Here is a 13,237-nt window from a genome sequence, read left to right on the forward strand (position 1 = left end):
TTGAGATATAAAAAAGCGAAACAAATAAAATAACAACCCAAATTAGTAACGATAAGCGAATTAATTACCACATAAAGATATCATATTTAGTTTTAATTAATACCAATTATAAATAACACCCTATTCAACAGGATATATAACCTATGAATTTAAAATATAAAATAATTGGATTCAACATTAAAGAATTTGGCATTAATATACATGAAATGAAAAAAGAGTTACCATTCGATAAGTTATCTTGGGATGATAACGATATAAAGATAGCGCAGTTAGAGCTTTTAATAAGTCAGAACCCTAACGACAACGATTTAATTTTACAAGAGGCGCAGCATTATCTTGATCAGGATATTACCCCTGAAAAAATTAAAAATCTGATCTCGATGCTTCCTGCTCATGCTAAACATACTTTTCATGCTTTTAAGCCATTTAGAAAAAGAAGCGTGAGTCAGTTCATTGCTGAGAATATTAATAATCAATGGGTTATCAGAAATATTGAAATCCCCCGGTCAATAGGATTCACTCAACAAGCTGACCACCCATTAGATTTACGGCAATTAGCACGAAGATTCCCCTCAATGGATCGGGCTATCAGTGATTCACCTATACTGAAAAACCTGATTAGGCACTTTGTCGAAATATTGTGTGAATGTGAACCACAAAGAAACCTAACCAAAATAGGCGTCACTTGCCATCAGATGTCCTTGCTGATTGATAATACCAGCCATTCAGTCTCTAACTCCCCAGAGGGCTTACATCAGGATGGCAGTGACTATATTGTTTCAGCATTAGTGGTTGATAAGCACAATATTGAAGGTGGGACAAGTCAACTTTACTGTACTGAAAAAGAGGATTTTATTAAGTCTCATACATTAGAACCCGGTGAAGGACTATTTCATGTTGATAGAAACTCAACTATTTGGCACAAAGTCACACCAATAAAATTAAAAGACCCCTTAATCGGAACAGGTTACCGGAACATACTTGGTTTTGATTTCAACTATATTTCTTGATGATAACCTTAAGCGAAATAAATTTAATGGATATTAAAAGGTCGAAAAAAAAGAAAGGTATTATATTATCATTTCTATTTTTCATCCATGGGATGGCATACGCCAGTATAGTACCTTGGTTTCCAGAAATAAAATCGGATTTCGAGCTGAGTAATTATAGGGTGGGAATCATGGTGTCTGCGATACCTGCAGGATCAATAACATTTGGACTACTCTCCAAAAGATTTATCGATTTCATTGGCTTGTATTGGGCGACAAATATCACCTTCTTGCTGCTCATTACATGCATTTCAATAGTACCGTTCTCATCATCATGGCATGGTATAACACTCGCACTCTTCCTATTTGGTATATTTGACTCATGGGGGGATACCTGTATCAATGTACAAGCTATCCGTGTGCAAAACTCATGTGGCAGAAGCTTAATTAATCGATTTCATGGCATTGGCAGTATAGGCACAATCTTCGGAGGAGGAATCGCCGTATTTGCTATTAGTATTGGCCTATCGATTAAGCAATTTAGTCTTACTGTATTCTGCGGGAATTTATTTTTGCTAATGCTATTCATTGTCATTTTTAGAGATAAAAATAGACAGCGAAAAATATTCACCTGTGAGAAAAACAAACCAAGTCAGCATTACTCAGAAAATCAACTTTATTTGATCGCATTAATTTTACTGACTTTCACCTGTGGCATTGAAGAAACAGCCAGTATTTGGGGAGCCATATATATGACAGACTATTATGATGTGTCACCGGTACTTTCTGGCTTACCCTATTTAAGCTGTCAAATATTCATGGTAGTTGGGCGGATTTTTGGTGATCATTTCACTAATAATTTCGGGCGCATCACTACGCTAAGATGCGGAGCGATAACTGCAGCAATGGGTGTATTTGTTATAATGAGTATTAACTCACCGATATTAACAGTGTTAGGGTTTGCATTAATCGGTCTCGGCATATCTGTTGTATTTCCATTAACGATATCATTTATTGGCCAACTCCCTAATATCAATGCCACAAATGGAATTACCTTCGCCACATGGACATCAAGAGTTGGCTTACTGCTCACCCCGCCATTACTCGGTATGTTGGCCGATATGACATCATTAAGAATCGCCTTTATCACGATATTTATTGGCTGCTTATTTATTTTATTACTCATTAATATCCTATCGAAAAAGTTAATTCAGCTAGAGCGTTAATCTCAGGAGATAAAATGAAGAAGATGAAATGGGCTGTTATATCAGGAGATGGTCTCCCAACCAGTGGACTGCTCACTATTTTTAGAAATGTGGTAGAAATTGCCATGAAAAAAAATACCATTGTGAATGAGATACCTGCCGATCTTGGATTTTCTTGGCGGCCGGACAAGAAATACTTTTTTCCCGCTGGCAGCCAAAAATCACACTATCCCATCTGGATGAAAGTCAGCACCATCCAGCGACCATCAACCTGTAGTGATATTTATGCAGACAAACTTTTAAATATTCGACATCAAGTTTCACAATATGATTCATTAACCGATACTGAAGTGAATGAAATAGAAGCAGAGATAGCGTCAATCGCTGATGAGTATGAAACATATTTCATTAATTGGTTTGAGCAAAATGCGATTGATTGGGTTTTTTGCTTAAATCTAACCTTATCTGATGCAACACCAGTCACGCTCGCCCTTCACCGTGCTGCAAAAAAATATTGGGGGAGTAAGGAGAGCGGAGGCGTCATTTTTTGGGATCATGACCTCTTTGGAAGTTATGCCATTTATGAAAATGAAGATAGGTTATATCCTCAATCACCAAATTCCTTAACCCCGATACCACAGGATAATCCCTATACTCAATGGATAGTGGCTTCCGAAGCGCTGGCTGATGAATGCAAAGACTACCCAACAAAAAGTAATCCGCTTGTTATCCCCAATATTTTGCCTGAAATTGAGCGTCCTGATTTCAGAGAGAGACATGCTGCATTCTTAAGCCAGCATCATATACCAACAGGCTCAACGGTTATTCTTGTTCCTGTTAGAGTATTCAGAGTCAAAGGTATCGAAATATCAATAAGTGTATTCAATGAATTATTAAATATTTATAGCGAGAAATCATTATGCAAACCGAAATTATTGATATTTGGTAATATGAATGAAGATCCTGAATATGCATCTGAATTGATGGAACAAGTAGAGTTTCTTAAGTTACATGATGACCTTATTTTTTTAGATGAAGTTCCGCTGCAAACCTATCAGGACGAAGAGAACAGATGGCATTTAGATGAGATTGATTTACTCATTATTTGTCATGCTTTATCGGGTGCCATTTTATTCACCCCCAATGTCGACAATGTCGAAAGTGTCGGTTTAGGCCCAGCCCTTGCCGCTATTGCCGGTGTTCCTTGCGCCGTGACACCCTATTCTGCCTTTACTGAGTTTTATGGCCATGAATACCATCATATAAAAGTGCTACAAGATCACCCGCGGGACGCAGCACAACAATTATTTGAGTCGATGTGTTGCCATGCTGTGGGTGATGAAAATCTCAAAACATTATTAGCGAATAATAAGCTATTAGTGCAAAAAAGATTCCCTCAAACTCCTTGGGAGAAATTTATCAGCCGATTGCAATAATACTTTGACACTTAATTAAAAAAACAACACTCACTTAACAATAATGAGTTTTTGCTATTAAAGGATATAAAATGAATATTACTGTTGCTAATACAACATATCATCAAGACCATATCCCCACTGATATTAATATTCTTATTCTAGGTGCTGGAATGTCTGGTTTAGAACTTGCCAAAAATTTAAGCCAACGAGACGCTAAGAACGTTGTTGTAATTGACGTGGGGCCAACTGATGACTGCTGTCATATCAATGCAGGAGAGGAATTTCAGTATGCTGATAAATTTTGGAAGAATGAAGAATACGATCGATATGCTTATCGGCCGTGGCATTCGTTAAGTGAACCTCATTTTTCAAAAGGAAGCTGCCTACGGCGAAGAGTCGGCGGCCGATCACTCTATTGGCATGGGGTCATTCTCCCAATAGAGGCTGCTGCTCTCAAATTTTGGCCTTCACAGATTGTGAGTGATCTCACCGAAACTTGGCAAGGTGGCCCCCCACTTTATTCGCAGGTGCAATCTGAAATATTAGCTTGGGCCGGAAAGTATCATGACACAAATACCGTATTCAAATTTGCTGGCTTTGAATTTAAAATCACGCCTCAGGCAACACGCAATGTTGATTCGCTTGGCCGTTGGGAAGCCTATTCGCCCTTATCTTTTTGGCATGAAGCAGAACAAACTAAACATCTTCCCCCCATCATTTCTGGCTATGAAGCTATCTCGTTGATAACTCAAAATGGTCACTGCACTGGCGCGAAATTAAGAAATGTAACATCGAATGAAATACATCATGTGTTTGCCAATAAGTGCGTTCTCGCATTAGGCACAATTGAAAATACACGGTTAGCCGCTCAGGAACTTTATAATACGGGGCATTTGATAGAGAAAAAAATGACGGGTCTTGTGGACCATATCGTTCAGGGTTTTAATGTGACACTTGAGTTCCAAAAAGTCCCTGTCATGCTCAAAGGATTACTGGAAAATCATCCAGATTCCATCTTCTATAGCCCTAGCCGATCAGGTGAACGATTCAACTTATTCTTTACCCTTAGCCAATCAAGATTCGGTGTTGAATTAGAAGTGTGGACAATGGGTGAACAGGTTCCTTCGGAAAAAGGCTATATCAAGGTAGTAGAATATGATGATGTTGCTCCATTACTCATTTCGTGCACTTTGAGTCATGAAGACAATGAGTTAATCCACAGAGAGCAAGATGAACTTAACTTATTTTGGTATAAATTATGCCAACAAATAAAAATCCCCTTCTCACCTTTAGCCTTTGATGGCGGATTCAGTGTCCATGCCCGAACCATGGGCGATGTGTATTATGAATTTCATTCTCCTTCAAGAACCGTTAACTATCATGTCCCGGTGACATGGATAAGCCCATTAGGGACAGAAAACCATGAAAGTAGCACGCTGCCTTTAGGGGAAATTCTGGATGAACAACACCAATTCAATGATATCAATAATCTCTATGCTGTTGGCCCGAGTGCATTCCCGCGCCCCGGTGCGGCGAACCCGTCGTTAACCACACTCGCACTTTCACGTCGACTCGCTGCCATTTTAAGTTAATGCAATAATAAATAAGGATATTCATTATGTGCAAATCTATCTACATTCTTGGTACTGCTTTATCCCATGATGGTTCAACCTGCTTAATGAAAGACGGTGAGATTATTGTCGCCATTGAAAAAGAAAGATTATCCAGAATAAAACATGACGGATTTAATGATAATGACACTATTCAATACTGTTTAGATGCGGCAGGTATTGGGTACCAAGATCTCTCACTGATCGTCGAACAGAACTCATTTAGCCCATTATTCAGTGAACAATTAACACAGCGGAAAAATAGAGTCTTACCCCCCATGGTCCCTGTTGTGAGCATTTCACATCATTTGGCCCATGCCTACAGTGCGGTGGGAACATCACCTTTTGATAATATGGGCGTCGTGGTTATCGATGGGCATGGTGGTAGCTTGGATAGCTGCAATGACCTTGTTGATAATATCGACGGTGCAAACAAGATTAATATTCATCAGCGCTACCGTTACTGGGAAACCTGTAGCTACTATGTTTACCAAAATGGCAGCATGAAGCCCATATTCAAAGACTTCTCCCGCTGGGTAAATAGGAAGAATAGGCGTAACTTTCCCGTGTCGACGTGGGAAATAGAGAACTCTCTGGGCGAGTTTTATGAAGGTATCGCGCTGTATATTTTTGGTGAACTCGATTGCGCGGGTAAATTGATGGGGCTGGCGCCTTATGGGCGGCCTGATGTGATTGATTGGGATCCGTTCTATTTCGATGCCGGTAAAGTGGTACTTCGTAATGAATGGTGGGCAAGTATTGATCCGCTGCTCAATACTAATCCGAGGCACTTTAAAGATAACTTCCAATATTATTCCGATATCGCCTATTGGGCGCAATCCAAGCTTGAGGAGGCATTGTCATATCTGTTTAATTATTATTATCAGCTTCATCCGATGAAAAACTTTGCCTATGCCGGCGGTGTTGCCTTAAATGCCACAGCTAATGAGAAACTGATTCACGGATGCGAGTTTGAAAATCTCTATATTCAACCTGCGGCAGGGGACAATGGTCTTTCTATTGGTTGTTGCTATTACGGCTGGTTAGAGGTACTGAAGAAAGAGCGCGTCAAGCATTCAGGTTCAACCTATTTTGGTCAACATTATGATGACGCCCAGATAGCCCAAGAACTTGAGCAATACACCGAGAGCATTGAGTACAGTTACTATGATGACGTTGAAACCCTCGCGGCAAAATCCATCGCATCAGGCAATGTTATTGGCTGGTTTCAAGGAGGGGCAGAATTTGGGCCTCGGGCTTTAGGTAACAGAAGCATTTTGGCTGACCCACGTCATCCCGCCATGAGAGATCATATTAATGCCGATGTGAAGTATCGAGAGGATTTTCGGCCTTTTGCCCCTGCGGTTTTACACGAAAAAGCGCGTGACTATTTCGAGATAGATCATGACAGCGACTACATGCTTTTTATTGCGCAGGTCAAAGAACAATATCGTGCAGACTTACCCGCCATTGTCCATGTTGATGGCAGTGCACGCGTGCAAACCGTTAAAAAAGAAATGAATACTAAATTCCATCGCTTGTTAACATCCTTTTTTGAACAAACGAAGATGCCAATTCTGCTTAATACCTCATTGAATATCAAAGGAATGCCAATAGTTGAAACACCTAGCGATGCCATCAAGCTATTTTTAAGCTGCGGATTAGATCTTTTGTTTATCAATCACTATAGGATAACCAAAAAAGCACCGCTTAATCACGTTGAGAGAGTATCGATATAAGTCATGCCGCAATTAATTGTATTACGAGAAATCATATTGCTGGAAATTATCTCGCTATAAATAACATTATTCTCAATATCAGGAGGTTATATGCCAAGGAACAGGCTATCAAACGACGAACCCAAAACACTGAAAGTGGGCGTTATTCATCTAGCCACTGAAGGTATTCAACTCTTTGTCGGTGGGGTGGGATCTTTTATTCGAGGGCAGATTGAAGCCTTGCCTGAGGTTATTGAGCTATTGGCTGCTCACCACATTATTTTGCAGCCTCATTTTATTGAGATTGCCTGTAGCCGATATCATTGTTCTTTTAATGATGAGCGTCGTGCCCATTATATTCGCCACATTCACGCGATGGGTGGATCTTTCTCCACCGTTCCCAATATGACAATGGGAAACGGCGCGAATTGTTCTTGGTCCTATGGTGATGCGTTTCTGGGTAATTTGCAGAACTGGCAAATATCCTCTGCCGCTGGCGCAGCAAAAATCATCGATATCTGCGCAAATTACGATATTACCTTGGCTTTTTGTCATGAGTTGCCCTTCTCATTGACGCCGTTAATTGCACGTCTGCAAGCCGCCATCGAAGGGGTGAACTTAAAAGTTATTTTTGTTTCTCATGGCACGGCATTTAACCATGAAATGCCATTGCCCAACCCTGAGCGTTTAATGGCGGAATCCTTACCCGTCCATTGGGCCAAAATTGACACAAATATCAAACTCGGTTTTATCAGCCAATTTATGGCGACTCACTTAGTGGCTCAATATGGCGCTGATCCACAGGGTTTTATTCCGGTACTGGCGGGGATAGATATTGACGATCCTTGGTTTCGGCTGCGCAGTGATCAGGTGATAAGCCATACACTGTTAAAATATGGCATACCGCTAGACCGCCCTTTGGCCATTACTCTGGGAAGGGGAGTACAGTACAAGCGCCACGATTTATTACTCAAAGCGAGCTGCTTGCTGAATAATGATATCCATCCCGTGATTGTCAGTGACCCTGTTTTACCCGAATTAATACAATTAGCACAATCAACACAATTAGCCAGCCAGCTCGCGAGCCCACCCACCATAATTCACTCATTCGATCGAGAGCTTATGGCCTGCTTGATTCAATGGCACAACACACGTGTTTGCGTCCTCTCTGCCGAAAACGAACCGAATGGTTTAATACCAATGGAAGCACGTTGGCTAGCCAGAAAACAGGGAGCTTTGCTAGTGGTTGCCGACTCTGGTGGGTTAAGTGAGCAAGTCACTCCGGGTATTGATGGATTCCGGCATATCGCGGGAGATGCAGAAAATCTTGCCTGTGTGATACAGCAGATTTGCACATTATCTGACGTAGAAATAAGCCATATTCGTCAAGCGGGCGCGGCATTAATCAAAGCGCGTTATCAGTGGAAAAATCAAATCATGGCATCTTTGGCCAGTTTGATCCCTGAAATCGCAACCCTTCACTAATACAGGGCTGCGTTTCACACTGATGATGGCGGCGGTTATTTTTACTGGAGCGCCAATATGCCGAGTGCAGTATCCAATGACGCATTTTGCCCATTACGGCTGGCTTCAAGACACCCCATCGCTCCTACTAACATGGGAATATCCAGCATTTCGGCCAAAATAGCGCTGTGGGACATAATATGCCCTTTGCTTAAACAGATGCCTTTTACCTGCTGGTAGGTTAGCCCAACCATCTGAGAGGGCAGCAACTCGTCGGCTAGCAATATGATGTCGCTATTCACGGGGAGTGATACCGGCGGTAGCCCGGTCAAATGCCCCAATGTACGATTTAGAATGTCGCGAATATCCAGCTCGCGGACACGCAAGTAGTCATCATCTAATGCCAGATAATCGGCCACCATGTTCATCAGTTCGTCTTGCAAAGCAGATTCAGCACAGACGAATTGATGCGCAATCCGAGCTTCCATCTCCCGATGTAACTCTTCATCGTTAATCAACATCTCGTGAGCACTGAAAATTGCTGCGGCTCCAGCCCCTATCTGTTGATCAGCCTGTTGCATCAATTGCTGCAAGTCTTTCGTTGTTTGCGCCAATGCCTGACGTAGACGTTGTTGCTCATGGGTCACTTGCTCAGGGTTGATGGTTCGAGGTAAATAAACCGGTTTCGCAGGTAACCATTGGAATAGTGGTGCGCTTACGGTACGTCGTGGCACCATCACCCCCGTAAATCCACTGTCACTGGCCGTGGTCACCGACTCACCAAAGTGTTGCTGAGCCAATTGCATAAAGGCATCCAGCGCCTCGCCCGCTTGCGGACCACTGGCAATCAGACGAATGGTATCACCCTTGCGAATTTGCAAAATCGCCAACTGATTCAAGCTGCGCGGATTGACACATTGGCCGTTCTTTTCCAGCAATAAATCCGCCGCGAACGGAGCTAGCACCTCCACCAATTTCGCCGCTGGCCGCACATGTAAACCATTGGGATTACGCACAACCCAACTGACACTTTGGGCGTCAGGCGGTGATTTAATGACTGCGCTACTGATAGGTTCTACAACACTCTCCCCTAACTGAGCCGCTTTAGCCGCCAATGCTCCCATAGCCTCAGCTTTGACATCAGCCAGTGAAGCGCCTGATGAAGCCGCGACGACGGCAGCCAAGGTGCCTTCAACCAGAGGCGCGGCACAGAGTTGCACAAGATGCGCGATACTCGGATCCAAAAGGTCCAATGCGGTTTCTGCACTGAGTAATGCACTGCCTAAATCCATCAACACCAGCACGCCTGAAGGCGTATAAACTGACTCAATGGCTTCCATCACTTTAATGGCATCCGTGCCAATCGGATGATCCGGGTCGTCTACACCAGCGGCCACCGCTAATTGGCAACCTCCTTGTGTCATTTGCTGTGCCAGTTCAGCGACTCCCTGAGCCAGCAGCGCGCTATGAGAAACTACCACCAGATTGACCATCTTTCCTCCTGATAAAAATTCGGTTGGACCACATTAGTGGCTGGCAACCTGCCATAGCGCCTGCATCATCAGCATGGCTGAAGTCGCCCCTGGATCCTGATGACCAATACTGCGTTCGCCAAGATAGCTGGCGCGTCCCTTACGCGCTTGCATGGTGATCGTGCTCGCCAATGCTTGCTGGGCACGCTCAACCGTTTGCTGCAAAGCTTCCACCAGCGGCACACCTTGCTGATTTGCTTGCTCCAATTGCGCGACCACCGCCCACCAAACATCGCACATGGTTTTATCGCCCGGTTCTGCTTTACCGCGCATCACGACCCCGTCAACGCCATCTTTGAACATCTGGCATACGGCGGGGAGATCCAAACTCTGCTTGGCATTGGTGCTTTGTGCCGCGCGAATAAAGAAGGTGCCGAACAACGGGCCACTGGCCCCGCCAACACTAGAAAGCAGGGTCATGCCGGTATTTTTCAGAATGAAACCGATGTCTTTATCGGCAAAAGTGGGCAATTTCTCGACCACTTTATTAAAGCCACGATTCATATTCAGACCGTGGTCGCCGTCACCGATATCGGTATCCAACTGCGTCAGAAAATCGCGTTGTTCGCTAAAAACCTCAGCACAAAGCTGTAACCAACTGACAATTTGTTGTTTGGTGAGTCCCATGATTTTCTCCAGGCACAGGGTTGTGTTACCAATACGTTTTATCTGTACGTTTTATCTCTAAAACAGGCCAACTGATTCTCTCTAGCCTTGGCTATCAATGGCTAAAAGCGGGTGTATTCACCGGTGCATCCCACAGTGATAACAGCTCATCGTCAACTTTGAGCATCGTGATCGATATCCCCTGCATATCCAGCGACGTGCAATAGCTGCCAATCAGTTTGCGTTCAATGGTCAAACCAAAATCGGCACAACAGGCTGATAAGCGATGCCAAACACCGTACAACTCTGATAGCGGGGTGGACCCTAAGTTATTCACCAGAACAATGACCCGATCGCCTTTCGCCAATGGCTGCTTGGCTTGACGTGTTTCACTCCAATCACCGGCTTGTCTATCCCAGTGACGTAATGTGCGCTGATAGCTCCCGTGCTCAATCAGGGTGTGGAACATGGCATCAACAGTGTCATTTAACGAGGTGAATGGCCGCCGCTCAATCCCAGGTTCGCCATGAATCCCCACGCCAAATTCCATCTCATTTTCAGCCAACGTGAATGAAGGTTTTCCTGCTGCGGGTACCGTGCAAGCCCCCAGTGCTATCCCGATAGAATGCCCCTGATTATTGATTTTCTCACCGAGGGCAGCACAATCGTCCAGCGAATCACCACGGGCCGCCGCTGCACCGAGTAATTTCTCGATAATGACCGTATTCGCCACCCCACGCCGCCCTGCGGTGTAGAGGCTATCTTTAACCGCCACATCGTCGTCAATCACCAATGTTGCGACGGCTGTCCCTTCGGCATGCAGCAGTTCTGCGGCAGTTTCAAAGTTAAGGATATCGCCGGTGTAGTTCTTAATCAGCATGAGTACCCCCTCTCCGCCATCAATGGCTTGGCCGCACTCGAACATCTGATCAGGTGTCGGCGAGGTGAAAATCTCACCGGGGCAAGCACCGTCTAACATCCCTTCGCCGATAAAGCCACAATGCATCGGCTCATGACCGCTGCCGCCACCGGACATCAAAGCGACTTTGCCTTTAACGGGGGCATCTGCCCGAGTAATAAAAAGCGGTTCCTGATGTAATTTCAGCTCAGGATGGGCTTCAACCAGCCCCTGAATTTGTTCCTGTAACACACTCTCTACGCTATTAATTAATTTTTTCATTTAATGCTCCGCGAAGGGGAATGGCTGGAGAACAGAGTTGCCGATGATGAAGGCCACCGGCAAACTCAGTCAGTTTTCTCGTCGATCAATCCGTTGCTAATCAGTTAAGGAATGCTTGGCCCAATTGGTCAGCCACGAGGATCGCGGCATAAACGCTGTCAGGAGTGACGGCAAACGGCATGTTGTGGATCGTTTCACCCTCGGCACAACTGGCCTGTGCGACGGCGCGAATTTTACGTTCGATATCCTGTGTGACGCCCATTTCAGCCAAGGTGATAGGTAGACCCAGTTGTTGGCAGAATGAGAGCACGGTTTCAATCTCTTCCATGCTGCTGTTTTGCAACACTAATTGTGTCAATGTACCGAAAGCTACTTTCTCACCGTGGTACAGATGGTGGCACTCTTCAAGTACGGTGAAACCGTTGTGGATCGCATGGGCTGCGGCCAAGCCACTACTTTCAAAACCAATCCCACTCAGGTAAGTATTGGCTTCAATGATACGTTCGACGGCTTCAGTGACCACGCCAGCCTCGACCGCCAGTTTGGCTTTATAGCCTTCCGCTAGCAGGGTTTCGTAACATAAGCGCGCTAGTGTCACCGCCGCCAATGTGGATGCGCCCCCTGCCATGCTGATAGCTTTGGCATCAAAACAGGCTTGCGCTTCAAAATAGGTGGATAGCGCATCCCCCATCCCTGCAATCAACAAACGTACTGGCGCTTTAGCAATAATGGCGGAATCCATCAGGACGATATCCGGGTTTTTCGGGTAAATCAGATATTCGGCAAATTCGCCCTGCTCGGTATAAATCACTGACAGTGCACTGGTCGGGGCATCGGTAGATGCAATGGTCGGCACCACAATGACCGGGATATGCTGATAGTGAGCAATCGCTTTAGCTGTATCGAGAGTTTTCCCACCACCGATACCAATCACCCCATTACAGTGATGTTTTTTAAGTTCAGTCGTCAGGCGTTCAATTTCTTGACGAGAGCATTCACCATTAAAGCGGCTAAAGTGATTTTCTAACTCACTCCCATGCAGGCTAGTGCTTACCGTATCAGCCGTCAACTTCATGACAAAATCATCGGCGATAATAAAATAGTTATTCGCCAATAACTTAGCAAACTCACCAATAGACTGCAGCGCATTAGCGCCTTGAATATATTTAGACGGAGATTGAATGACTTTCAGCATATCTTGCTCCTGTAGCGTAAGTGATAAGGCAATAATGATTCATTTTTTGGGTTAAATGATAAATCTGCCATTACTATAAGCGCAAAAAACAAGCTGAAAACCATGCGTAAAAACGTTCCATTATGGAACGTTATGAGAGAAATGATGTTTCAATTTGGAACATGGATACCGCTAAACAACGGCAAGAAGAGAAGTCGCGCACACAATTCAAATGGGGCTGATATCCCATCCCGAACAGCATGGGATAATTGTAGACAAGAAAGCGGACTTAAAAACGGTGCTTCAAAAGGCCACCACAAAAAAGGAGATAGCTGACAAAG

10 protein-coding genes are annotated in these 13,237 nt (G+C 44.2%); 6 read left to right on the forward strand and 4 right to left on the reverse strand.

Features of this window, described 5'->3' with window-relative positions; translation table 11 throughout:
* Positions 1 to 143 precede the first annotated feature (143 nt).
* The 6 genes from DA391_RS19315 to DA391_RS19340 all read left to right on the forward strand — a co-directional run bounded on the left by DA391_RS19315 (position 144) and on the right by DA391_RS19340 (position 8,425).
* A complete protein-coding gene (locus tag DA391_RS19315) occupies positions 144 to 1,010 on the forward strand; it encodes a 2OG-Fe dioxygenase family protein (RefSeq protein ID WP_108088078.1) in 867 nt (288 codons plus the stop codon).
* 26 nt (positions 1,011 to 1,036) lie between these two features.
* Positions 1,037 to 2,215: an MFS transporter gene (locus DA391_RS19320; RefSeq protein WP_108088307.1), complete on the forward strand. Its 1,179-nt coding sequence runs from the start codon at positions 1,037 to 1,039 to the stop codon at positions 2,213 to 2,215.
* 14 nt (positions 2,216 to 2,229) lie between these two features.
* Positions 2,230 to 3,630 (forward strand): glycosyltransferase family 4 protein, encoded by a 1,401-nt coding sequence (locus DA391_RS19325; protein ID WP_108088079.1) that lies wholly within the window; start codon positions 2,230 to 2,232, stop codon positions 3,628 to 3,630.
* Positions 3,631 to 3,701: 71 nt separating this feature from the next.
* Entirely contained in the window at positions 3,702 to 5,204 is a 1,503-nt protein-coding gene (locus tag DA391_RS19330; protein WP_108088080.1) for a GMC oxidoreductase, read from the forward strand.
* Between the two features lie 26 nt (positions 5,205 to 5,230).
* The gene (locus DA391_RS19335) at positions 5,231 to 6,961 is read left to right on the forward strand and encodes a carbamoyltransferase family protein (RefSeq protein WP_108088081.1); all 1,731 of its coding nucleotides are present in this window, start codon (positions 5,231 to 5,233) and stop codon (positions 6,959 to 6,961) included.
* 90 nt (positions 6,962 to 7,051) lie between these two features.
* On the forward strand, positions 7,052 to 8,425 hold the full coding sequence (locus tag DA391_RS19340; protein ID WP_108088082.1) for a glycosyltransferase family 4 protein: 1,374 nt from the start codon (positions 7,052 to 7,054) through the stop codon (positions 8,423 to 8,425).
* 41 nt (positions 8,426 to 8,466) lie between these two features.
* Here DA391_RS19340 and dhaM read toward each other — a convergent pair whose 3' ends face one another.
* The 4 genes from dhaM to DA391_RS19360 form a co-directional block, all read right to left on the reverse strand.
* Positions 8,467 to 9,897: a dihydroxyacetone kinase phosphoryl donor subunit DhaM gene (dhaM, locus tag DA391_RS19345; RefSeq protein ID WP_057642573.1), complete on the reverse strand. Its 1,431-nt coding sequence runs from the start codon at positions 9,895 to 9,897 to the stop codon at positions 8,467 to 8,469.
* Positions 9,898 to 9,930: 33 nt separating this feature from the next.
* The gene (gene dhaL / locus DA391_RS19350) at positions 9,931 to 10,563 is read right to left on the reverse strand and encodes a dihydroxyacetone kinase subunit DhaL (protein WP_049604887.1); all 633 of its coding nucleotides are present in this window, start codon (positions 10,561 to 10,563) and stop codon (positions 9,931 to 9,933) included.
* Between the two features lie 94 nt (positions 10,564 to 10,657).
* Positions 10,658 to 11,722 (reverse strand): dihydroxyacetone kinase subunit DhaK, encoded by a 1,065-nt coding sequence (gene dhaK / locus DA391_RS19355; protein WP_050285809.1) that lies wholly within the window; start codon positions 11,720 to 11,722, stop codon positions 10,658 to 10,660.
* A 100-nt stretch (positions 11,723 to 11,822) separates the two neighbouring features.
* On the reverse strand, positions 11,823 to 12,917 hold the full coding sequence (locus DA391_RS19360; RefSeq protein ID WP_019211202.1) for a glycerol dehydrogenase: 1,095 nt from the start codon (positions 12,915 to 12,917) through the stop codon (positions 11,823 to 11,825).
* Positions 12,918 to 13,237: the final 320 nt, after the last annotated feature.

Origin of the sequence: Yersinia massiliensis, assembly GCF_003048255.1 — a bacterium.
Taxonomy (GTDB): domain Bacteria; phylum Pseudomonadota; class Gammaproteobacteria; order Enterobacterales; family Enterobacteriaceae; genus Yersinia; species Yersinia massiliensis_A.